At 48.7% G+C, this 22970-nt stretch carries 17 protein-coding genes; 7 read left to right on the forward strand and 10 right to left on the reverse strand.

What is annotated here, in order from left to right; all coding sequences use genetic code 11:
* Window positions 1-7: 7 nt before the first annotated feature.
* From ACKFKH_RS13910 to ACKFKH_RS13920, 3 genes are all read right to left on the reverse strand, one after another.
* Window positions 8-4909: a beta-ketoacyl synthase N-terminal-like domain-containing protein gene (locus tag ACKFKH_RS13910; RefSeq protein WP_446858904.1), complete on the reverse strand. Its 4902-nt coding sequence runs from the start codon at window positions 4907-4909 to the stop codon at window positions 8-10.
* 305 nt (window positions 4910-5214) lie between these two features.
* A complete protein-coding gene (locus ACKFKH_RS13915) occupies window positions 5215-5502 on the reverse strand; it encodes a hypothetical protein (RefSeq protein ID WP_446858905.1) in 288 nt (95 codons plus the stop codon).
* A gap of 624 nt (window positions 5503-6126) precedes the next feature.
* On the reverse strand, window positions 6127-7461 hold the full coding sequence (locus tag ACKFKH_RS13920) for a ParB N-terminal domain-containing protein (protein ID WP_446858906.1): 1335 nt from the start codon (window positions 7459-7461) through the stop codon (window positions 6127-6129).
* Window positions 7462-7848: 387 nt separating this feature from the next.
* On the opposite strand from ACKFKH_RS13920, the gene ACKFKH_RS13925 reads away from it, so the two are divergent.
* The 4 genes from ACKFKH_RS13925 to ACKFKH_RS13940 all read left to right on the forward strand — a co-directional run bounded on the left by ACKFKH_RS13925 (window position 7849) and on the right by ACKFKH_RS13940 (window position 12085).
* Window positions 7849-8928 carry a hypothetical protein gene (locus ACKFKH_RS13925; RefSeq protein WP_446858907.1) on the forward strand — a complete coding sequence of 360 codons (1080 nt, stop codon included), beginning with the start codon at window positions 7849-7851 and terminating at the stop codon, window positions 8926-8928.
* A gap of 146 nt (window positions 8929-9074) precedes the next feature.
* Window positions 9075-10181 (forward strand): HlyD family efflux transporter periplasmic adaptor subunit, encoded by a 1107-nt coding sequence (locus tag ACKFKH_RS13930; RefSeq protein ID WP_446858908.1) that lies wholly within the window; start codon window positions 9075-9077, stop codon window positions 10179-10181.
* Between the two features lie 20 nt (window positions 10182-10201).
* The gene (devC, locus tag ACKFKH_RS13935; protein ID WP_446858909.1) at window positions 10202-11374 is read left to right on the forward strand and encodes an ABC transporter permease DevC; all 1173 of its coding nucleotides are present in this window, start codon (window positions 10202-10204) and stop codon (window positions 11372-11374) included.
* 18 nt (window positions 11375-11392) lie between these two features.
* On the forward strand, window positions 11393-12085 hold the full coding sequence (locus ACKFKH_RS13940) for a DevA family ABC transporter ATP-binding protein (protein ID WP_446858910.1): 693 nt from the start codon (window positions 11393-11395) through the stop codon (window positions 12083-12085).
* Window positions 12086-12388: 303 nt separating this feature from the next.
* Here ACKFKH_RS13940 and ACKFKH_RS13945 read toward each other — a convergent pair whose 3' ends face one another.
* Complete coding sequence (locus ACKFKH_RS13945) at window positions 12389-15124, reverse strand: DUF3352 domain-containing protein (RefSeq protein WP_446858911.1); 2736 nt, start codon at window positions 15122-15124, stop codon at window positions 12389-12391.
* A gap of 473 nt (window positions 15125-15597) precedes the next feature.
* Complete coding sequence (gene recQ / locus ACKFKH_RS13950; RefSeq protein WP_446858912.1) at window positions 15598-17850, reverse strand: DNA helicase RecQ; 2253 nt, start codon at window positions 17848-17850, stop codon at window positions 15598-15600.
* Between the two features lie 480 nt (window positions 17851-18330).
* On the opposite strand from recQ, the gene ACKFKH_RS13955 reads away from it, so the two are divergent.
* Window positions 18331-18837 (forward strand): SAM-dependent methyltransferase, encoded by a 507-nt coding sequence (locus ACKFKH_RS13955; RefSeq protein WP_446858913.1) that lies wholly within the window; start codon window positions 18331-18333, stop codon window positions 18835-18837.
* Here ACKFKH_RS13955 and ACKFKH_RS13960 read toward each other — a convergent pair.
* Window positions 18834-19103: a hypothetical protein gene (locus tag ACKFKH_RS13960; RefSeq protein ID WP_446858914.1), complete on the reverse strand. Its 270-nt coding sequence runs from the start codon at window positions 19101-19103 to the stop codon at window positions 18834-18836. The two genes, ACKFKH_RS13955 and ACKFKH_RS13960, sit on opposite strands and share 4 nt — an antisense overlap.
* Window positions 19104-19425: 322 nt before the next feature.
* Between ACKFKH_RS13960 and ACKFKH_RS13965 the strand changes: the two genes are divergently transcribed.
* Complete coding sequence (locus ACKFKH_RS13965; protein WP_446858915.1) at window positions 19426-20295, forward strand: hypothetical protein; 870 nt, start codon at window positions 19426-19428, stop codon at window positions 20293-20295.
* Between the two features lie 186 nt (window positions 20296-20481).
* Here ACKFKH_RS13965 and ACKFKH_RS13970 read toward each other — a convergent pair whose 3' ends face one another.
* The 4 genes from ACKFKH_RS13970 to ACKFKH_RS13985 are packed head-to-tail and all read right to left on the reverse strand — an operon-like array spanning window position 20482 to window position 22425.
* Complete coding sequence (locus ACKFKH_RS13970) at window positions 20482-20631, reverse strand: hypothetical protein (RefSeq protein WP_446858916.1); 150 nt, start codon at window positions 20629-20631, stop codon at window positions 20482-20484.
* 34 nt (window positions 20632-20665) lie between these two features.
* On the reverse strand, window positions 20666-21823 hold the full coding sequence (gene bioF, locus ACKFKH_RS13975; RefSeq protein ID WP_446858917.1) for an 8-amino-7-oxononanoate synthase: 1158 nt from the start codon (window positions 21821-21823) through the stop codon (window positions 20666-20668).
* Window positions 21820-22038 carry a hypothetical protein gene (locus ACKFKH_RS13980; RefSeq protein WP_446858918.1) on the reverse strand — a complete coding sequence of 73 codons (219 nt, stop codon included), beginning with the start codon at window positions 22036-22038 and terminating at the stop codon, window positions 21820-21822. Before ACKFKH_RS13980 ends, bioF begins: the two co-directional genes overlap by 4 nt.
* Window positions 22039-22059: 21 nt before the next feature.
* Window positions 22060-22425 (reverse strand): DUF1823 family protein, encoded by a 366-nt coding sequence (locus ACKFKH_RS13985; protein ID WP_446858919.1) that lies wholly within the window; start codon window positions 22423-22425, stop codon window positions 22060-22062.
* Window positions 22426-22477: 52 nt separating this feature from the next.
* Here ACKFKH_RS13985 and ACKFKH_RS13990 point away from each other — a divergent pair, with 52 nt between their 5' ends.
* Window positions 22478-22663, forward strand: coding sequence for a hypothetical protein (locus ACKFKH_RS13990; RefSeq protein ID WP_446858920.1), 186 nt, complete (start codon window positions 22478-22480; stop codon window positions 22661-22663).
* The last annotated feature ends 307 nt before the right edge of the window (window positions 22664-22970 follow it).

The raw sequence follows: 22970 nt of genomic DNA on the forward strand, positions 1-22970 counted from the left end.
GGTGAACTCAGGCGGGACTGTTCGCTAAAATAGGTGCCTGAATGGTTTTTTTTTCCGTCCCAGTTTGTTTCATCTGCTCAACGATTTGTCTTAGCGTCCGCAACTCGCCCAAGTCTTCGGGGTTGGCCACCGGATAGTCAGGAAACTGCTGCTGCATCGTGCCCATGATTTCGACTCGCTTGATCGAGTCAATCCCCAAATCAGCCTCCATGTCCAGGTCTAACTCCAACATTTCTGCCGGATAGCCTGTCTTTTCGCTGACAATTGCTAGTAGCGCATCTACCAGAGCTGAGAGATCGTCTAAAGTCGGGTTATCGGGGTCAGAAACAGTAGGCTCGACCTCTTTGGTCACAACTACTTTGGCAGACTCTACTTCTAATACTCCAGTGTGGTTGTTAACCGCTGGTAGGGAAGTGTCCTCTGATTTTGTATCTGATTTTGTAGTTGTCGGCACTGCAACCAAAGCAACCTGACGCATTTGTTCGATGATTTGTCCCAGCGTCCGCAACTCGCCCAAGTCTTCGGGGTTGGCCACCGGATAGTCAGGAAACTGCTGCTGCATCGTGCCCATGATTTCGACTCGCTTGATCGAGTCAATCCCCAAATCAGCCTCCATGTCCAGGTCTAACTCCAACATTTCTGCCGGATAGCCTGTCTTTTCGCTGACAATTTCTAGTAGCGCATCTACCAGAGCAGCCATTTCATCTGTTTTAGGCTCAGACTGCTGTAAAACTTCGACTTTGGGAACTTCGACCTTTGGAACTTCCACTTTGGGAACTTCGACTTTGGGAGCTTCAGCTTTGGGAACTTCCACCTTGGGCACTTCCGCTTTAGCGACTGTAGACTGGACTACCTTTGGAATGTCTTGCTGAAGCGATTCAACAGTCGTCACAACCTTGAAAGACTCAGCCGCACTAACCTTGAGAGCACCATTTTTGGCAATAGGTTGAGCGATCGCTTCCGGCTGTCTCACTGGGGGAACTGCCTTTGGTGTAATGTTCGCAGGTGTCGCGATTTCTTGTGAGTAACTTGCAGAGATGGTATCTGACAACACCGCTACTTTTTCTTGTAGAACCTTTGCCCCATTGTGTCTAGAAGGCTGTTCTGATGCAACTTCCCCAGAAACCAGTCCAGAATACTGATAATGCAAAACCTCAAAGAAACTGCGAGTGTGGTCTGCTTGATGTTGTAGCGTACGATCGTGAACCCGCAGCGTCTCGCCATGATGTTGATGAAACTGCGTCATACTGCGTTCCAGACTTTCGGCTACCGTCGTCTGAGCCTGGGGAGTCACAGTGTCTGAATTGCCAAACAAAGCATTCTGCTGCTGAGTCAAATCGAGAAAAGCTTGGGCATAGTCAATATGCTGCTGCAAATACTGTTCGTGTACTTGCAAAATGTCTTGTTGGCGGTGGCTAAATTCCGTCAGACTAGACTCCAAACTCTCTAAAATGCGTTGGTAGTGCAAAGGTAAGTTTGACATAGGGAGTCCCTTGGGTTCAGAAGGTGGCTGAATGGAAACAGGTTCAGGCTTGGAAGTCGTCGTTTTGGGCTGAGAATGCTGGGGAGCAGAGCGATCGAGCGGTACAGAGTCAACCATTTTTTGAGTCACTTTTTGAGCGACCGCTTCTTGGGCGACCGCTTTTATCGTCTGGGCTGAATGTCCGTTTTGCGACTGCTCTTTGAGCGGCTCATCTTTTGGCGGCTCATTGCGCGCATGTCCGTTCGTCGCATGTCCGTTTGTCGCATGTCCGTTTTGCGACTGCTCTTTGGGTGCGGGTTTGGTAGATTGCAAAACTTTTTTTGAGTTTAGGTCAGCTTTGCGGCTGGAATCTGTGGTGGAGACAACTTCAAGGGATCGATCCATCACGATCGCCTCTGGAATCGCCAATGTCACCTTATGCCCATCTTGCAGCGCCATGTCAAACGCCATTCTCGTCTTTTCGCTGATGTAGTTGGTTGCTGTTAATCGCACATTCAGCGCTTTGGCTCTGGGACTGACTTCAGGCGTGATTCGCTCTAGCGGATAGGGGTCAAAATCTCCCAAGGGCAGCCCCACAACCCGCAACTGCACCGCCGCCTCACGTAATTGACGATCGCTATCTTTGCGCCAGTTTGCATTCAGGGCGATCGCTTCATGGGGTTGGTCTGCCAAAATCTCTTTCACCAGATTGGTCAGCACATTTTTGGGGCCAAATTCCACAAAGCAAAAACCGCCATCTGCATAGATCGCCTCGATCTCCTGCCTGAAGTAGACCTTATTGATCAGATGCTCCTTGAGAATTTTTTGAATCGTCGGCGCATCCGGGGGATACTGCTTGCCCGTCACATTGGTGTAAACCGGAATTTTAGGATTTGCAAAGGTCACCGACTCAACCGCTTGAGCGAACGGCTTTTGAGCATGGGCAACTAAGGGAGTATGAAACGCCGCCGCCACGGGGAGCGCGATCGCAGAGAGTCCCTGTTCTTGTAAAATCGACTGCACCTTAGCAATTTCTGACCTGGCACCCGCTAAAACGACCTGCTGAGGAGAATTCAAGTTTGCGATCGTCACCTGGGGAAACGGTTGAATCAGCGCCTCAATGCGACTGACATCCCCCTTCACCGCCAGCATTCCTCCCGCATCGCTATTTCCCAAGGGAGTCGCCATCGCCTGCCCTCTTGCCTTGATTAGACGGTAGTAATCTCCATCGCCCAACACGCCTGCTGCCCACAGTGCCGTCAATTCTCCAAAGCTATGTCCTGCCACAAAATCAGGTTGGAACCCAGCTTGCTGCAATAGTTTGTAGAGTCCGCTGCTGAAGATACCGATCGCGGGTTGGGCGTAGTCCGTTCGCTGTAGGGCTGCCACTTGATCTTGCTGCGATTGGCTCTCAAAGGTGGGTACAGGAAACACGACTTCTGACAACGGGGTTAGCCCATCCTGAATCATCAGCCGATCCATCTCGCCCAGTCCTTCTCGCAAGGTAGGAAAGTTGAGCGTGAGTTCTCGTCCCATTTCGAGATATTGCGATCCCTGCCCCGAAAACAGTGCCACTACTTTGCCTACCATGCCGCTTTTGCGGTAGTAGATACCTTGGGGATGGTTCCATCCATAGAGCGTCAGGTTTTTCTGCAACTGCTCAATGCTGATTTGCAACAGATTACAGGCTTCGCTGCGTGACCCTGCCACAAATCCCAATCGAGCGGCATTTTGTTCAAGCGTCAGGTGTTTAGAAGCGTTTACGATCGCCAAATAGTCTCGATCGCCGCCCTCAGATTGCAGCGTCTGCAAAATTGTTTGACAGTGCTGCAACAATTTTTCGGGAGTCGCGGCCGTCAAGAGTAGCGTCTGAATCGTACTGTGCAATCGATAGGACTGTTGATGTTCGGCTTGGTATTCTTCCAGCACGATGTGAAAGTTAGTGCCGCCAAAGCCAAAAGAACTCACACCTGCGCGTCTGGGAGGCTCTCCAGCAGGGCGAATCCACGGTCGAGTGCGCGTGTTGAGGTAAAAAGGAGACGTTTGAATGCCCAACTTGGGATTGGGAGATGTGATGTTGATGGTCGCAGGCAGGATTTTGTGATGGAGCGCCAGTACTGCTTTGATCAAACTGGCCGCACCCGCCGCAGCTTTGGTATGTCCGATCTGTGACTTGACACTTCCTAATGCGATCGATTGCTGCTCCGCATCGGCTTCTCGAAACACCTGATCCAGCGCCGAAAACTCCGCCGGATCGCCTGCTGCGGTGCCTGTTCCATGCGCTTCGATCAAGCCCACCGTGGCTGGAGAAAATCCCGCTTCTTCGTAGGCTCGTCGCAAGGCTCTGGCTTGCCCTTCTGGGCGAGGTGCATAAATGCTTTTGTAGCGTCCGTCACTAGAAGAACCAATGCCTCGAATCACCGCATAGATGCGATCGCCATCCCGTTCGGCATCCTCCAATCGCTTCAGCACCAGCATTCCCACGCCTTCGCCAACCAGCATTCCGTCAGACTCTGCATCAAAGGGTCGGCTTTCCTGACGTTTGGACAGCGCAGGCGTTTTACTAAAACAGAGATAAGTGACGATCGAGTTGTCAATATCAATGCCCCCGGTCAACATCAAGTTGGCGCGGTGTTCGCTCAATTCACTGACTGCCATCTTGAAAGCGCTGAGAGAACTGGCACAGGCGGCATCGATCGCGCAGTTAGTGCCTCCAAAATCAAGCCGATTGGCAATCCGTCCCGCGATCACGTTGGTCAACATGCCCGGAAACGAATTTTCTTCCCAGTCGAGGTAGGCGAGTTTGATTTTTTGAACAATCCGCCGCGTGTCTTCATCCGATAAACCACTGTTTTTAAGAACTTTTTCCCAGACGGGGTATTGCATTCGGGCAGTTAACGGGCCGCTCAACGGCCGTCCAACAGCAGCACCGAGAATCACACCAGCCTGATCGCGATCGAACTGCCGAGTCTCCCCATAGCCCGCATCTTCCATCGCTTTTTTGGCAATCACCAGCGACACCAACTGCGATACATCCGTAAATTCCAGAATGTTGGGAGGTAGCCCAAACTCCATCGGATTAAAGTCAATATCTGGGATAAATCCGCCCCGCTTACAGTAGGTTTTGTCTTGTGCTTTGGGGTCGGGATCATAGAATTCATCGACATCCCAGCGAGACGACGGAACTTCGGTAATACAGTCCACCTCGCGCATGATGTTGTCCCAATATTCCTGAAGATTTTTAGCCTCCGGAAAGAGAGAAGCCATACCAATAATGGCGATCGGGGTGCTTTTGAGCTGCCGATTGGTCTTGTTGATGTCCACCAATGTTTCAGACCTCGCTTTTTTTTTGTTTTTACTCTTTATTAGCTCTAATAGCGCCTTCTCAAAGTTGCCAACTTCGCTGTGTAGCTGTGCCAAGATCGGGTCAATCCTAGAAGTAGACATAGACAAACCCTTATTCGTGATGGATGAATGCTTGCGAAATAACCGTCGCGATCGGAGATCAATAGCTCACTAGCGTAAGCTTTGCCAAAATAGATAAACTCGCTCGATCGGTAGAGGTTATTCAATTCGCTTTACCAACTAACGTCGTGATTAACCTGACTGTTGAGAGTACACACAGTTAGCCCACCAACGGCAGGTGGGAAGTGCAGGGAGTGTGAGCCGCCCTACCAAAAATGCACGCTCTATAATGACTGGGTTAATCAGTGAAAGCTAGTGTTGCCCTAACTTTTAGTCGATCGAGAAACCTATGAGTTAACACACGCAACTGAATAATAAGAACTGGGCAGTAGATCAATGACATTGTTGAGACTACTAAAGTAGGTTCTCAAGGCCACCGCCTTTTTGCCAGTAAATTCAAGCCATTCGTAATGGTGAGGACTATGAGAAATATCTTCCTTCCGAGCCAACGGGAACTTGGGAGTCACCATCAAAATCGCTACACTGTCTTCTCCAGAGGAAGTATGGCTTTCAAGGTCAACGGCAGCAATGTAAGCAGTGTTGATGACAAGACTGTCAACTCTGATAAACGCCATAGTAATAGATCCCCCAAAATTAGAGCAAGACTTGATACGAGAAATCAAAGCCTCAAAACAATCAATCTTTCGGGCTTGTGTCTGCTTAAATCAAATCTAGAGTAGGAGCGATAGTCACTTAGTAGTCAACCCTACATTATTGGTCAAGAAATTGAAAAGACTTACCTTCAGGAGCCAGATTTAAGCTTTGTGTCCAAGTTCTTTACGCGAATTACCCATCTGTTTTACCTTGCCAGTTGGGTCAGAAGTCGGCTGTACAGACCTTTGCCAGCCATACTGTTTACGTGACTTGAGGAACTGCTAACGGTGTGAGTCAGACCATCCGGGACTTACTTTGCCACTTCATAAGAATGACAGGATTCAGAAGCGTTCAAGACCAGCAATTCAGAGCGTAGAAATCTCAGGTCTCTTAACTTCGGTGGAAGGTCAGAGATGCGATTTCATTTGCAGAAAGGTTATCACAGGCGGTATGGAAACTTCCAGTAAATTAACGGAATCTTCATCAAAAAAACACAATACCCCGGAGTTAGAAAAAGAGGTCTGAGGTGCGTAGTTGTCGCGAGTCTTGAGGTTTTTTCCGTTTCAGTCCCCCACTTTTTCGCTCAGTGTGCCAAAAACCACCCCTCACCGCTCAGTCCCTCCTCCAAAGGTTGCCTGTTTTCCGGTGAAAGACTGCCAGTTCGCGATCGCCCGCTCGATACAGTCTGGCTCCTGATCCCCCACAAAGCAAATGCGCCCCATCCGCTCACAGACCATCAACACTTCACCGTGACCCATAAATGGCGCAATCACAAAATTCCCAGGTTGGGCGTAAGCACTGATTAGATAAGCCACGATTCCTTCAACTCCGCGCACGGCGATCGCTGCCTGGGGTTTGGAGATCGTCTGACGAGAAAAGACCGCCGCATAAAGGTCGCCCAGCATCCACTCAAACTGAAAGGGCATCTGATGTTGATGACAAAAGTCGTGAACGGTTCCCTCAGAGCGCAACACCACTACCACCCTGGCTTCATCGATCAGATAATCGTGGTTCCAATCCGCCGAAAGGGTCGCGATCGCAAGCGCTGCATTAGAGGGCAAGCACTCGACAAACTGAGAACTGGTCGTATCGCCGCAGTAGACAAAATGGCGATCCAGGTTCCATTCGTCCCCAGTCTGAACTTTGGGCGTGATTGTAGAGAAGTCTGAATTTGACAGTCGCTGACTCTGTTTGGCAATAGATTTGGCTTCTTTTTCGGCAGCGATCGCGTTCAGCGCTACAATTTGTAACTCTTTTTGTTTTGCCCTGGCCGCCGCAGCGAGTCTGGTCAGTTTGTCGCTCTCTGCGTGCTGCTTTTGGTCACGAGCAATCTGGGCGGCTTGTTCGGACTGTTCTGCCTGCTGGCGCTCCTGGCTTCCGGCCCGGGCCACTTTGAGTAAGGCGGTTGGGCTACTAGCCAACTCAGTGGTTCGCAAGATTTCTTTGACTTCTGGAACAATGCTCCGAGCGATCTGTTTGCCGTGCTGAAAGGTACGATCGGTGTAGCCTGTTTCTTTCGCGAGTTCTAGAGTAGTTTTGAGCAAAGGTGAAACGGTTTCACCCCCTTTTGAGCGATATTGATTCTGTCCCGGTTTGGCTCTTAGCCCCATTTTGTCGAGGATACGATCGCGCTCTAGCCAAAGCTCCGATCGCTCCAGGGCATTTAGCTCACTGCGGATCAGGTTTTCATCAATTTCGGCTAATCGACTATGGTTGGCATCTTCGCAGGTAATGATGGTACACTCAATTTGAGTCAGCCCAATCAGCTTACAAGCGGTGAGTCGGTGAAGTCCGGCGACCAAGTTGAAATTTTGGTCTATAGTAATAGGATTTAGTAGTCCATTCGCCTTGATGGACTCCATTAGTTCAGCAACTTTCTCATCTTTGATAGGTCGGCGGTTAAGCCCAACGCTGACTTGATCAACTGCGATAGTGGGCATAAGTTTAGAATCTTGTGTTCAACTTTTAGATATTGGCTATTCCAACGCTCTTCTCGCTCACTGTTTGATGACTGTATCATATCTCACATTCCCCTATCCTGGGGCTGTGCCAAAAATGCTACTTCAAGACTGAGTTGGTTAAGTTTTTCAGCGCAACAAATCTTTATTTCTCTGATCACTGTATCAGTGTTTGCAGCCTTTTTGGGTAGGATGGCCAAAATCTTGAGTAAAAAGCTTGCATTCTGGTGTGACCAGGGAAATTTGTTTCGCAGTGTTGGTACTTACAAGCGGGTGTGATCGTACTTAGATTGACTTCTCTCGATGCTCGATCGGGCATTCATTCTATAAAACCTTAAACGCTTTGTTGTCCCTCTTTAAGGATTTTGTATGTCGCTTTTTTCACCCTTTGGACAATTGACCCTGCCCTCACTGAATTGGATTCCGTTACTTCCTCCGCTCAATACGGCGATTGTTCCGGCAAATAGCACAATTTCTTCTTGGAATGGCCCTTACAGTAGTGGTCAAGTCGTGGTCAATCCAGACGGCAGCACCACCAGCACCTGGAGCGGCCCTTACAGCAGCGGTCAGGTCGTCGTCAATGCGGATGGAACGGTTAGAACGAATGACAGCGCCAGCCGTTGGAGCGGCCCTTATAGTAGGGGTCAGGTCGTCGTCAATCCCGATGGCACCACTAGCACGACTAGCACCTGGAGCGGCCCTTATAGTAGTGGTCAGGTCGTCGTCGATGCGGATGGCGCGGTGACAACGAGTGGGGGCACCAGCAGTTGGAGTGGCCCTTATAGTAGGGGTCAGGTCGTGGTCAATCCCGATGGCACCACTAGCACGACTAGCACCTGGAGCGGCCCTTATAGTGGTGGTCAAGTCATTGTCGATTCGGATGGGGTTAGCGATGACAGCACCTGGAGCCGTCCTTATCGCGATGGTTTAGTGAAGGTTGATTTGGGCAAAGGCACCTCAACTGTTTGGAATTCAGCAGACAGCAGTGGCAGAGTGATTGTCAATCCTGCGGGTAGCACCGTCAGCACCTGGAATGGCCCCTACAGTAGCGGTCAGGTTGTGGTCGATCGCGGAGGCGATACCGTCGTTTCCTGGAATGATGGTCAGGAAGTTGTGGTCAGCCCAGAGAGCGGCACCCTGGTTAAAGATCGGAGCAAAGCAACCTCGGTTTTAGTTGGCTCGACGATCGATCTAGGGCCAGGTCGGGTCACCGTAGGAACCGATGGCAGCACCACAATCACTTGGGAAGGCAGAGAAATCGTCGTCCAGCCCAGCTTCACCAAAGTGAACTATGGCAGTGGCATCGTTGTAGACATTCAAAGCGAAAAGACCCGCGTCGATTATGGGTTTAGCAGCACGATCGTTGGTCTTGATAGGGGGGCGATCGTCAGCTCCGATGAAACCGCCACCGTAATTTCTTTGATCAACAAGCTGTTTCCAGTCCAATAGAGTTCTTGAGTGAGGAGTGAGAAGTGAGGTGTCAAGAATCAAGAGCAAGTTGCTCAACCATCCCTGAACTCAAACCTCATTTTTTCCTCCTCCTGGCAAAGCCGAGTTCTTCCTCCTCCCTCCTCCCTCCCATTGAGGCCCCTACGATGGTACAAAAAAAAGTCGAACAGTATGTTGAACCAATTAGTCCATTTACCCAGCCCAAACGATCGTGGATCTTTAACCTTGCTGTTGCGGTGATGCTGGCGGTGGGGGCGAGCGGTGGGTATCTGCTCATTCAGAAGCGATCGGTTACACAAACTCCTGCACCTGTGGTTAAAGCCAGTGCCAAACCTGCGATAAGGGCCGTTGCTGCGTTGGGACGCTTGCAGCCAAAGGGTGAAATTACTCGCTTGTCTGCATTCAACTCATTGGAGGGGGCGCGCATTGATCAACTGTTTGTCAAAGAAGGTGATTCCGTTCGGGTAGGTCAGATTGTCGCAACCTTGACAACTCGCTTAAGCCGTGAGGCATCGTTGGTTAAGGCTCAAAAGCAAGTTCAGATTGCCCAGGCTCAGTTAGCTAGGGTCAAAGCTGGAGCCAGAACCGATGATATTAATGCTCAGAAAGCAGCGATCGATCGACTGCAAGCAGAAGTTAACAATGCTCAACTAGAGTATCAACGCAATCAGACTTTGTTTACAGAAGGAGCGATTTCTGCTTCGGTGCGAGATAGCAAACAGTTGGCAGTAGAAACCCTTCAGGCACAACTCAATCAGGCAAAAGCAAACCTGGGCAGTGTCGTAGAAGTGCGTCCAGTGGATGTAAATGTGGCAGAGGCGGAAGTGGCTAATGCGATCGCGGCGGTCAAAGCGGCCGAAACGGATTTAGAGTTAACCAATATTCGATCGCCTATCTATGGACAAGTACTAAAAATTCACACACGATCGGGAGAAATTGTGGGCGCAGAGGGGATTGCTGAAATCGCTGACAATGACACGATGTACGCAGTGACAGAAGTGTATGAAACAGATATTAAAAAGATCAAAATTGGTCAACAAGCGACGATTACTAGTGATGCGATCTCAGGAGAACTTAAGGGTACGGTTGCTGAAATTGGGCTACGAGTTGGGTCACAGGATACGTTTAGCATCAATCCACTTGCCAAAACAAATCGTAGAGTGATTGAGGTCAAAGTTGAGTTAAGGCCAGAGGATAGTCAGCGAGTTTCAGGACTAACTAATTTGCAGGTTCAGGTAATTTTCAAGAAATAGTTTGAGAGGGAAAAATAACCATGCTGTCTATTCCGATCGCTTGGCTACAACTCACAAGACAAAGAGTTCGATTTTTGGTCACGTTGGCGGGGGTTGCGTTTGTGGCAATTCTATTGTTCATGCAGCTTGGCTTTCAGGATGCGCTATATGAGAGTGCGGTTAAAGTACATCGTAGTCTGCGAGGCGATATCTTTTTAATTAGTCCTCAATATGCGTCACTTACCTCTCAACAAAGCTTTCCTAGAGAACGATTATATCAAGCATTAGCATTAGATGAAGTGGAGTCTGTGAATTCACTCTACCTGCAATTTGGCAAGCTCAAAAATATTAAAACGGGTGAAAAAAATTCGCTATTTGTGTTTGGAGTTGATCCCGCTAATCCTATTTTTACAATTCCCGAAATTAACGAGCAATTAGATCAACTTAAAATCTCCGATCGTGCTCTTTTTGATCGAGCTTCTCGTCCTGAGTTTGGCCCGATCGCTGAAACGTTTAACCAAAACAAATCAGTGGATATTGAGATTTCACCGTTCAACGAATTGACTTTTTCTAAAGCCTTAGAAGTTCGAGGTTTGTTTACGTTGGGGCCGTCTTTTGGCGTAGATGGCAACTTGATTGTCCCTTATTTAACCTTTGGAGAAATGTTTTTAGAACGAACACCCGAAGAAATTGATGTGGGAGTAGTTACCTTAAAAGCAGGTCAGGATAAGTACCGTGTTTTGAAAAAATTGAAGGCGAGATTACCTAATGATGTAAGAATTTTTGACCTGAATGGATATAGTCAACTAGAAAAGAAATACTGGGCAGAACGAACCCCGATCGGCTTCACGTTCACCTTGATGGTGACAATGGGATTTATTGTAGGAGTCGTGATTGTCTATCAGATTCTCTATAGCAATATTGCTAATCATCTAGTTGAGTTTGCAACCATTAAAGCGATCGGTTATAGCAATCACTATTTATTCATGGCAGTTTTTCAGCAAGCTTTTATTCTAGCGACATTAGGATTTATTCCAGGCTTTGCCATTTCTTTGCAACTCTATGATCTAGCAAAAAGTGCAACTCATCTTCCTGTGATCATGACACCCAACCAGGCAATTAGTGTATTAACCTCGATTTTTACCATGTGTCTGATTTCTGGTGCGATCGCCGTCAACAAACTACGATCGGCAGACCCCGCAGATATTTTTTAATGAACAGGTCAATTGACTATGTATTCAGACTCGATTCTTTCTATTGAAAACTTGAATCATCACTTGGGATCAAGGTCATTACGCAAGCAAGTGTTATTTGATATCAACTTAAAGATTAGACCTAGAGAAATTGTCATCCTGACAGGGCCCTCCGGTTCAGGGAAAACGACTTTGCTGACCTTAATTGGTGGGCTGAGATCGATACAGTCAGGCAGCCTCAATTTTTTAGGATTAGAACTACGCGGAGCTAGTCAATCTCAGTTAGTGCAAGTTCGTCAACATATTGGTTATATCTTTCAAGCACACAATCTGCTGAGTTTTTTAACTGCTCGACAAAATGTTCAGATGGCTGCTGAAACTCGTCGCGACTTTTCAAAACGGGAAGCAAGATCGCGATCGGAAGCCATGCTGCAAGCTGTCAAACTAGGCGATCAGTTGAATAAATACCCTCAGACTCTTTCGGGTGGACAAAAACAACGAGTTGCGATCGCCCGCGCCTTAGTCAACCATCCCAAATTGATTTTAGCCGACGAACCAACCGCCGCCCTCGATAGTAAAACCGGACGCGATGTTGTAGATCTCATGTATCGGCTAACTCGTGAGCAGGGTTGCGCTTTGTTAATGGTGACGCACGACAATCGAATATTAGACATTGCCGATCGCATTATTCACTTGGAAGATGGTCAGTTAATGGCCAAAGCATTGACTTAGATTGAATAAAACCGACCCTTGCATAGGGTGTGTTGAGCCACGCAAAACGCCCTAATTGCAACTATTGGCCGTGCGTTTCTCTATCGCTCAACATACCCTACAAAATTCGGTATTATTCAATTCTCATTCCTTAGACGGATAGGGTGGTCGATCGCCCAAAATATGACTTGCAATCTACTGAGACTTTTTACCTGACCCGTCTTCTGCTTTTGCCTCCAAGCGACAACGCGACGACTCCTTGAAGCGTGAGTTCACTGCCCTCTCTTGCATTCCACCTTCTTAGTTTTGTCAGTCAGGCATCCCTCATCCCTTCAACTTCTGAATCGCTTTCTCAACTCGCTGCTGTGCTATCACGTTGCCCTGCGTTTGATAGAGTTCAGCCGCTCTTTGAAGATCCTCCAGGGCGGATGGCTGGTCTTTGAGGGCGGCGTGGGCCAGTCCGCGATCTTCATAGAGAGAAGGGTTTTCGGCATCCAGTTCTATGGCAAGATTGCAGTCTTCTAGCGCTTTTTTGTTGCCTAAGTTGGCTCGAACATAACAGCGACTCGCCAGATTATCCTGTGATTCAGAATCGAGGACGATCGCTTTCTCACAGTCGGGCAACGCTCCCTTAAAGTCACCCAATCCACGGGCGCGGGCATAACAGCGAGTGTTGTAAGCCAAGCTATTTTCAGGGTCGAGACGGATCGCTTGATCGGCATCGGCGATCGCGCCTTTAAAGTCTTCCAAAAATCCGCGCACTCCGGCTCGTGAAACATAAAATTCGGACTCGTCACTCTGGAGTTGGATTGCTTGATTCCAGTCCGCAAGGGACTTCTGATAATCAAAGAGAGACGAATAAGCGTTGGCTCGTCCCTGGTAGATTTCGGCAGTTTTGGCATCGAGGCGAATGGCTTGCGAATAGTCTTCAACGGCTCCCTGACCATCGGCAGATTGTAACCGGGCACTGGCACGATCGCGATAAGCCTGGGCATTTTGAGGCTCAAGGTTGAGAACACGGGTGAGATTGGCGATCGCGCCTCCAAAATCATTTTCGGCGAGTTTCTTTTGTCCCGATTCCAGCAGTTCACTGGCGCTGATCGAAGTTGTGCGCGTCGTTGCCAAAGCCAAAAAGCCATCTGATTGAATCTTGTTTGACCGAATAAAACTTGCGCCACTCACACTCCGAATGCTGCCCAATGTTGCTTTGAGTTCGTCGATGAAGGGAACGCTGCCTGTCTTCTGGCGACCCATAAATACAGGCAAAATTGCATTGTTCACCAGCGACATCACTGCGCCTCCGTTGACGTAGAAATAGCCCAGATTGTCATCCGAGAAGGGAGCGATCGCCGCCTTAAAGTTGGAGGACTGAGGTAAAGTTCTCGCAGGTTTGGGACTGAATTCTGTGACGGCTCCGCCACCCATCAATAGCAAAATTGTGTCTTCGTCAACCCAACTGTGCGACAAAAAGCTGGTCGGTTTGCCCATGAGCGGGCCCTCCCAAACGGTGACGGGTTGCCCCTGAAGTTTGCGAGTGTTAACAATATCTTTGCCGATGCGCGTTCTGGCGATCTGATCGAGCTTTTTGAAAGCCGCCTCAGCCGCGGGACGATCGCTCGTTTGCACCATCACGCCAAACCCCAGATCCACGTTAGGAAACACTGCTGGAATAAAGCCCTGACGAGTCGGATAGAGAAACGTCACATACTCACCCGTCATCCAGGGAAAAACGTCGCGATCGTCCAGTCCCAAATTCTTCTGACTCAACTGCCGAAACTGCTCTAAGCCTTTCTTTAACGAAGGTTCGGCTTCTAGCCCCGTTGTCAAAACCTGCCAAAACAGCGCGACATTTTTGCTATTGGCAACGACATAATTGACCTCTGGCAATCGTCCGAGAATCTGGTTGGGAGTTGCGATCGCGTCGATCGTCGCCTGGGGCACAGGTTCCTTAAAGTGAACGCCGACCTCCATGTGCATTCCGTCTGACTCTGCCCAAAGGTAGCCGTCTACCGTGTCGTAATATTTTGCCAACATGTCGATTTGATTGGGATCAATTTTGGGCATGGGGAACCCCGGCGGCAAATTTTTGAACTGCTCTTGATTAAATTGTGTAGAAGCGGCAAAAAGCTTCATGTAGTCGCCGTATCCCGTCATCAGCGCCTTTTGAAACTGAGGTTTTTGAGCCGTCCGTTGAAAGGCAGGATTATCGGCTAGTTTGCCTTCGGTTTGGGCATCGATGAGTTGTTCGATCGCTCCCCCATTCGTCGCAGTCACCACAAAATTAGGGAGAATGGCGATCGCAAACCCTGGCGGCGTATGGGGAGCAACCTCGGTAGGAGCAGTTTTGTCTGATGACGTGGGCGGTAAAGGCGGTAAAGGTTTGGTCAAAAGAGGAGCGGTTAGCGAATTGATTGCCCGACTGAGCGGTTGATCTAATGAGCAGTCGGCTTTGAGTTTTGAGTTTTGGGCTTTGAGAGGTTTCGTCTTTTTGGGCGCAAAGGTTACGGTTTCTCCGTCTGCTGGAGCAGGTTCGCAGGGGGCGACTTTTTCGGGTTCCCATTCCAAAATGGTGATGCCTTTGTATTGACGCTCGACCCCTTGCGGGTATCTGGAAGAGATCGCTGCTTTCTTTTTGCTGGCTTTGAGGCGTTCTAAATATCTGGGAATTTTGGTCGCGTCTTTGACTGAGGAAATGATCAGCGATTGGTTGGGTGCTTTTTGTTCACGGGCGGGCAGAAGGGCGATCGCAACTTGATCTCCTAACCACGGCTGAACGTCGGTATAAAAATTCATGCCCGTCCCTACCGGATAAAACAGTCCCGGAAACGACATATCTTTAGGAAACAAGCCAAACCGACTCAGTGCTTCCCAGGATTCTGCATTGGTGTTGAGCAAAAAAACGCCCGGTGTATTAGTCGGCAGCAGATTCGCTACAGAGGACGCTGGCAAAGCAGGAGAGGCAGCAGGCGCAGGAGTCGGCGTGGCCGTTTGAGCAAGCACTGCCCCAGGCATCAACACAAAAGCAGAAAGAGTCGGCAACAGAATTCGGCGCAAGAACATAATTCAGGTGAAGGTTGAAGGGCAAAGATGGTCGAAGCAGTCTTGAATAGATACCTGGCTTTTCCTACCAGTTACCGGAAAGTTTACCAGGAGATTTACTTAAACTTCGATGCCCAAAGATTGCCCAAACCCCCTCCACCTCAAACAACGTCAGTTCGACAAAGTTTTTCGTTGTTTAGCCCTTCTGCCCCCAAGCTGCCAATTCTGAGGGACGGCGTTGCTGAATCAGGGGATAAATTGCCCCAAAGCGGAGAGAAACCCAAGGTTCAAAGTCCCCCAATTTTGGGGGATTTAGGGGGCGAAAAGATGGACACCTCTCACAGATTCATCCCTCCAATCAGCAACGCCTGAGAGACTTTCAGACGGGATTTTCGGTTCAAGATTACTCGTGAAGGATATAGAATTTCCTCTCTCCTCCCTCCTCGCGCAGCGGATTACCTCCCAAAGGGGGAACAGATCATCGAAGTTCTCCCTCATCCCTCATTCTCCCGTCGCCACCAAGCCCGCACCAGCCGAATCTCGTCATAGCCATACACTTCGCCCAAATAATCGCGCAGTTGCGTTAGGGAATCATCGCCTACTTTTTCGATCGCTTTCAAAATTCGAGTCTTGCGGTCTGAGGCGACGAGTTGATCGAGTTCCACCAAATAGCCCATTTCCAGCAGTTCAGCGAGGTGAGTGGTGACGGTAGAGAGGCGAATGTTGCGCTGTTCGGCAATGTCGGCAGGCTTAATGCCTTTGTGGTGCAGTTCGAGCGTGTATAGCTGGGTGTAGCTGGCCTCGTTTGAGGGCGTTGAGGGCGTTGGAGGAGGTGGAGAAGCCGCAGGCGCAGAGAAGGTTTCAGCCTGAATCGATAAGCCGTTTTCTGATCGAAAGTCGCGAATCTCCGTCAAAAACACGTCGCCGTATTGAGAAAGCTTGCGATCGCCCACGCCAGAAATTTGCAGAAACTGTCCGCGTGTTTGAGGTTGTTGCTGGGCCATCAGTCGCAAACTGGCATTGGAAAACACCACATAAGGCGGAACGGATTGTTCATCAGCGATTCGCTTGCGGAGTTTTTGCAGGCGATCGTAGAGTTCTTCGGCTTCAGCAGTATTGACGGGCGCGATCGGCGTAACGGTGACTCTCGGCTTAATCTGACTAACCGCAATCATTACGGTTCTTTGTTTTCGCAGCACTTGCCAACTCAGGTCGTTGAGCTTGAGAACGGAATAGCCGTCGGTGGCTTCGTCGATCAGCCCCTGGTGAATCAGCGATCGTCCCAGCATTTTCCAGTCTTCGGCGGTGCGATCTTTGCCGATGCCATAGGTTGAAAGATGGTCGTGTCCGTTGCTGAGAATGCGCTTTTCTTTGGAGCCGCGCAGCACGTCGATCGTGTACATTAACCCAAAGTGCTGATTTTTTTGAGCAAAGCGAGCAATGCAGGAGAGAAACTTTTGAGCTTCGATCGTCCAGTCCTCGATCGGTTTGGGAAATCGACAGTTGTCACAGTTGCCACAGTTGCCGGGAAAAGTTTCGCCAAAATACGAGAGTTGAATCGTGCGGCGGCATTCGGTCGCTTCGGCGTAGTTGATGACTCGACGCATTTGTTGGGTAGCGATGCGCTGTTCATCTTCGAGCGGCATTCCCGTATTTGGATCGACTTTTTGACTGATTAAGAACTCGATCGTTTTGATGTCACCCGTCCCGAAGTAAAGCGTACAGTGCGACGGTTCATTATCTCGTCCTGCTCGGCCTGACTCCTGGTAATACCCTTCAATGTTGCGCGGTAGATCGTAGTGAATCACAAATCTAACGTCTGGCTTGTTGATTCCCATTCCAAATGCCACGGTCGCCACCATCACTCTCACGTCATCTCGAATGAAGCGAGTTTGGTTGTCAGTCCGAGTCTGATTGTCTAGTCCAGCGTGGTAAGGCAGTGCAGAAATTTTGTCTCTTCTCAGCTTCTCAGCAATTTCTTCGACTCGTTTGCGACTGAGACAATAAATGATTCCAGAACCGGGCGTTTGGCGAATCTGTTGAACGAGTTCTGCATAGCAATTTTTGGTTTTGGGACGAACATCGTAGTATAGGTTGGGACGATTGAAACTGGCGACATGAACAATCGGCGATCGCAGTTCCAATTGTTTAACAATGTCGTCTCTGACCCGTGGCGTGGCGGTTGCAGTCAGAGCCAAAATCGGAACGTCAGGATAGCGCTGCCGCAAATAATTTAACTGCCGATATTCAGGTCGAAAGTCATGCCCCCACTCAGAAACACAGTGAGCTTCATCGATCGCAAAGGCAGAAATTCCCACGCGATCGCGCATGTGTGGCAAGACGGAATTTAAATAATCTTCACTCAGTAACCGCTCTGGTGCAACGTAGAGGATTTTGATCTGACCATTGAGAACGGCCCGACCGCGCGATCGCAGTTCTTCTAGATTCAGGCTGCTGTTGAGAAACGTGGCAGCAATGCCATTATCGCGCAGCAGTTCTACTTGGTCTTGCATCAGCGCAATCAGGGGCGAGACGACGATCATCAGTCCCGGTTGCAGCAGGGCAGGCAGTTGAAAACACAGCGATTTGCCGCCGCCCGTGGGCATGATCACCAACTGGTCACGATTTTCTAAAGCCTGCTCAACAATCTGACGCTGGCCCGGCCGAAAGCTATCGTAACCAAAGTAATGTTTGAGCGCCTGCTCTAACGAAATCGAGTCAGTGGTGGCAAAGGGACTGGCTGACATTAAACTCACTGGTAATGCGCGATCGTCATGATTCCCGACAGGTTACCAGATAACCCAGAAGGAGCCAACAGGTAGAGGAATTATCGTATCAGTTTCTTGGTTTTTCGGGGGCGATCGTAATACTTTTGATCTAGATTGGGTGGGGCTGAGTTGATTGGCTCTGCTAAGGCGTGCGACTTTCAGGGGATTTGAGAATTTCTAAGTATAATTCCAGCACTGCTACTTTGGAATGAAATTTCTCAGTACGTAAAAGAATATCGCCCTCACCTCTCTCAAACTCTTCAGCAACTTAATCGAGTTGACTTGGACAAACTTAAGACTCGCGAAATCATTCTTAGAGGATGCTTTAAAAGGGCCAGCTTGAGCCTCAACTGCAACTGATGCAACTGAGAACAAGTCTTTTGTAAAAGTTGGGATTTTTGTTTGCCCAGGGACTCAAAACAGCGTGCGAAAATATGAAAGCTGTGTCAGGTGGGTCATGTGATCAGTCAAGGAAACAATGAAGCAACTCCCAAGCGAGTGAAATGGAAGCCTGATATTGGCTATTTGCCCACGCCTGCCGAGGTCGTCGAAGCGATGTTGACTTTGGCGGAGGTAAATTCAGACGATATTCTCTATGACTTGGGCAGTGGAGACGGTCGAATTTTGATCACAGCGGCTCAAAGATTTGGCACTCAAGGAGTGGGCATTGACATCGATCCTAAGCGCGTTCGTCAGGGATTTGAAAATGCCCAACGATCGGGTGTTGGCGATCGCGTCACTTTTCTTCAACAAGATCTATTTGAAAGTGATTTTAGTGGGGCGACGATCGTCATTCTATATTTACTGCCGCATCTAAATCTAAAACTTCGTCCTACCTTACTGGCTCAACTTTCTCCCGGTACGCGCATTCTCTCACACGACTTTGATATGGGAGACTGGCAGCCAGATCGTGTGGTTGAAGTGCAATCAGAAGATCCAGCAATCTTATATCTGTGGAGAATTTAGACGAGAACAGATTGAATCAAAGCTTCGGTGCTGGTTTCATATTCTCGATCGCTAATCTGAGTGTTTTCTCGCCATTCTTCAACAACTTCCAACAGCGCCCGCACTGCAATTTCTCGCTGAATTAAATCAGTGATGGTATCCCAGGCCAGAGTCGCAGTTGGGAAAAATCCCATTTCAATTTTGTAGCCTGCCCAGTGCCACCAGATGGCCACCCAGCCTGCACTTTGTTGAGCAAGTTCGATCGGTTGTCCGAGATGGTTCATCATAAGAGTTGCTGATAAGTAGAGGGTTAAGTTGGTCTTTTTCTCGATAGCATCAGAATAGGTGAAAGCCCTCGATCGCACCTCTACAAAAAGAGAAGTTTGGGGATGTCAATGTCTCACTCTCTGGGTGCAGACTAATGAGGTTCTCTCACAACTCCAGTTCCTTCTGTCAAAGATTAGGAAGTAAATCACTTCAGTCGCTTGCAAATTAAGATTATTTTGTTGATTGCCAAGTTTCGACCCCAGAGGCTGGCGAGTTTGTGTATCATCACCAAAAATTTTTCTAACATCCTCTAAACTAAAGGTTGCTGCTCACCCATTCATCATGACGAGTGCATCCCATCAGCCTAAAAAAGATGATGCTGTATTAGGAGGTCAAGCGATCGCTAGCGCGCCGCCTGGCAGTCTGGTTTTGGGCGGATTTGCAGGCATTGAGCGCAGATTGACAAGTCCCCATGTAGACCAGAGAATCGCGGCTCTGTGGGAGTTGCAAAAATGGAGCTTACAAAAACCAGATCAGATTAGCTTGAAGTTGCTACTTGGGGCGCTTGAGGATTCGTCAGTACGAGTGCAAAAAGTGGCGTATTGGCTGCTGCGATCGCGCTCAGATCATCAGGCAACAGAAGCTTTGCAGCACTACAGTTTTTATCGTCTATTTGAATGCCTTCACATTTTGACAGGGCATCAGGCAGGAGTGACGGCGATTGCACTTTCGACTCGTCATTTTCGGTATCGCGATGATCAAGAGATATTAGTCACTGCCAGTCGAGATGGCGTGATCAAGGGATGGGATTTGCATACGCGAGAGGAGTTGTTTACGCTAAATGCGGGTACGACTGTATATGCACTTTTGCTAGATGCAGATCAAGATATACTAATTGCTAAATGCAAAAATCAATTGATCAAAGCCTGGAGTTTAAAAACAGAACAAAAGATAAAGCCGCCCGAAAAACAAATTAAAGGTATTACTTCGGTTACGGTAGATGGCAAACATTTAATCAGTAGTAGTCAACGCAACATCAAAATCTGGGATTTACAACAAGGGCGAGAAGTCTGTCTTTTGCAAGGACATTCCAGTCTTGTAACAGCAGTGGCCGTGAGTGAAGATCAATCTCTCGGAGCCAACCATAAAGGATCGCTTCTGATCAGTGGCAGCGAAGATAAAACGATTAGAATTTGGGGCATTGAGTTTTGAGTAAGTTTCTTTTGTTCTTCTTGAATTAAAACGTTCTAAAGAGTAAACAATAAAGATATCCCAATTCGTACAAGCCCTGCTGTTTGCCTGTATTGACGACGGAAGGCGAAACACGACGCTCATCGGTAAGGCTTGCTCACTAGAGCGATTGGTCGGTGGAATCGTGGCATCTTCGAGAAACAGAAATCAGTGGTCTTGACGCTTGTCGTAGCGTTTCTGTAATCGGATGCCATCCTTTTGCTTCGGTTCGAGGGCTAAGGCTTTCTGCAAGCGACTCAAAATCGACTCGACTGGTGCGTCTAATCGCGTCTTGACGCAGCGCAAACAGTTGGGCAAGCCCGCCCTCTGAAATGCTCTGTCAAACCTGACATCAAATTGATTCCAAAGCAGAAGCCAACTGCTGAATCTGATCAGACGTGTGGGTTGCCATAAGGGTGATCCGAATGCGGCTAGTGGGCACCGTTGGCGGACGGATCGCTGGGGCAAAAATTCCACAATCTTTCAGAGTTTGGGCGGCTTTTAGCGCAGTTTTGACATCGGGCAACTGTATGCAGAGAATTTGAGAATTGGATGGCAAAAGTTTTAGATGCGGTTGATCAGAGATTAATTTTTTGAGTAACGCTACGTTGTTCCAGAGTTGTTTTCTGCGTTGTGGCTCCTGTTGCACCAATTCGATCGCGCTTATCGCCGCCCCCGTATCCGCAGGTGATAACCCAGTGGTATAAATCCAGCTTGGGGCACGATTGCGAAGAAAGTCAATTAGCGTTGCCGATCCTGTAATATATCCGCCTAGACTTCCGATCGCTTTACTGAGCGTTCCCATTTGGATCAGCGATCGTCCTCGACAGTCCAATTGTTCGACACAGCCCGCCCCTGATGAACCCATCACCCCCGTCGCGTGCGCCTCATCGACTAACACCATACAACCAAATCCGTCTGCCAAATCTAACAGTTCGGGCAACGGACAAATATCACCATCCATACTAAAAATAGTATCCGTGAGAATCAAACAACGTTGAAATTGAGAACGCTGCCGCTCTAAGTGATGTCTTAAATTCTGCATGTCAACGTGATCAAAATCGAGAATCGTGGCACCACTGACGATCGCGCCATTTCTCAAGCTCGAATGATTGTATTGGTCTGACAAAATTAAATCTCGTTTGCCTGTCAGAGCGGCGATCGCGCCCAAGTTTGCCAGATATCCAGAACTAAACACCAGCGCATCTTCGGTTTGTTTGAGATTAGCGATCGCGTGTTCAAGTTGACGATGTAAGGTTCGATGTCCCGTCACCAGTCGAGAACCTGTGCTGCCTGTGCCCCATTCTTTTGTCGCGTCAATCGCAGCTTGAATCAGGCGATCGTCTCCTGCCAATCCTAAATAATCATTGCTGGCAAAGTTGAGATACGATCGCCCCTCAATCTCAATCACCGCCCCCGGAAGACTGTTGATCGCTTGCGTCGATCGATGCCAGCCTGCGCGATGAATGGTTGCCAAAGACTGCTCAATCCAGGCATAGGGATCAGTCATGCTGCGGGCGGTTTTTCAGGCTCAATTTCTTCACTTTTGCCGCGCACGGGAGGCAGTCGATCGACCAGTCCCATATCAAATGCGACATCGGGCAACTCGCCAGCAATATACTTTCCGGGTTGATATAGCTTGCCGGGCGTAAAGCACATTTGCCGTAGCTGCACCTCTTCGCTAGGGAGAAACATCAGCCGAGACATTCTACGTTCGATCGCCATTTTGACCTCCAAATTAACCGCTTAAATGCTAACGCCATTCGTCTGCATGTAGCTCAACAACCAGTTTGCCATCGTCGCCCGTCGCGTTTTGCGAGGAATCAATTCATCCACTTTGTAACCTGAAAAGCCAAGTTTTTCTTTGAGAAGCTGCTTATTTTGGGGAGGAATCGATCGCGTCAATTTCACGGTTGCCGGACGACTCTCAATAAAATTGGGCGGTTCTGGATAGGCGGTTTTCCATTCGACATCGACTTGAGAAGTGTCCCATTTTTCGACATCGCGATAGCCCAAATAATGCCACACCAAACGATTAACGGTGTCGTCATCGATCGTATCATTCAAAATCGCCCAAATCGTCTCTGTATTCAATTCTGGTAATGCAGCCATAGAATATTTTTTGACTAGTTGAAGAACGAAACTTTAATAGGACGTGAATTCGATGAAATCCCTCGCTGTGGCGATCACTCCAGGCAGCCCCCTAAATCCCCCAAGTTTGGGGGACTTTGAGCAAGAAATCCTGTCCGAAAGTCCCCCAGATTTGGGGGGTTGGGGGGCAGAAGCGTTAAATACCGAAGCGAAAAAACTCTATCGAATTCACGTTAATAGGAAACAAACACGAATTTAATGAAATTCTTCCCTTCGATTACAAATTCCTCAGCCCCCTAAATCTCCCCCAAGTAGGATTTTGAACTAAAGCTAAACCAAAATCTTTAAATCAAAACTCTTCTCCTAAAGTCTCCCAGATTGGGGGGTTGGGGGGCAGAAGCGCTCAAAAACGAAGCAAAAGACCCAATTCCAAAAAAACCAAAACGCCCACAGAATAATTATTTCATCCCTCCTCCCTCCTCCCTCCTCCCTCTTCCCTCTTCCCTCCTCCCGGGTGCATCCCAGTCTTGTAAGTCTTAGAGTGAGAATTGCTTATTGAGATAGGC

Source organism: Phormidesmis sp. 146-20, assembly GCF_052939475.1.

Coding starts and splice junctions, on each gene's coding strand:
- ACKFKH_RS13925 (WP_446858907.1), top strand. CDS start 7,849: ATGTCGCTTTTTTCACCCTTTGGACAATTGACCCTGCCCTCACTGAAT.
- ACKFKH_RS13990 (WP_446858920.1), top strand. CDS start 22,478: ATGAAATCCCTCGCTGTGGCGATCACTCCAGGCAGCCCCCTAAATCCC.
- bioF (WP_446858917.1), bottom strand. CDS start 21,823: ATGACTGATCCCTATGCCTGGATTGAGCAGTCTTTGGCAACCATTCAT.
- ACKFKH_RS13915 (WP_446858905.1), bottom strand. CDS start 5,502: ATGGCGTTTATCAGAGTTGACAGTCTTGTCATCAACACTGCTTACATT.
- ACKFKH_RS13985 (WP_446858919.1), bottom strand. CDS start 22,425: ATGGCTGCATTACCAGAATTGAATACAGAGACGATTTGGGCGATTTTG.
- ACKFKH_RS13910 (WP_446858904.1), bottom strand. CDS start 4,909: ATGTCTACTTCTAGGATTGACCCGATCTTGGCACAGCTACACAGCGAA.
- ACKFKH_RS13965 (WP_446858915.1), top strand. CDS start 19,426: ATGACGAGTGCATCCCATCAGCCTAAAAAAGATGATGCTGTATTAGGA.
- ACKFKH_RS13940 (WP_446858910.1), top strand. CDS start 11,393: ATGTATTCAGACTCGATTCTTTCTATTGAAAACTTGAATCATCACTTG.
- recQ (WP_446858912.1), bottom strand. CDS start 17,850: ATGTCAGCCAGTCCCTTTGCCACCACTGACTCGATTTCGTTAGAGCAG.
- ACKFKH_RS13945 (WP_446858911.1), bottom strand. CDS start 15,124: ATGTTCTTGCGCCGAATTCTGTTGCCGACTCTTTCTGCTTTTGTGTTG.
- ACKFKH_RS13930 (WP_446858908.1), top strand. CDS start 9,075: ATGGTACAAAAAAAAGTCGAACAGTATGTTGAACCAATTAGTCCATTT.
- ACKFKH_RS13980 (WP_446858918.1), bottom strand. CDS start 22,038: ATGGCGATCGAACGTAGAATGTCTCGGCTGATGTTTCTCCCTAGCGAA.
- ACKFKH_RS13960 (WP_446858914.1), bottom strand. CDS start 19,103: ATGATGAACCATCTCGGACAACCGATCGAACTTGCTCAACAAAGTGCA.
- ACKFKH_RS13920 (WP_446858906.1), bottom strand. CDS start 7,461: ATGCCCACTATCGCAGTTGATCAAGTCAGCGTTGGGCTTAACCGCCGA.
- devC (WP_446858909.1), top strand. CDS start 10,202: ATGCTGTCTATTCCGATCGCTTGGCTACAACTCACAAGACAAAGAGTT.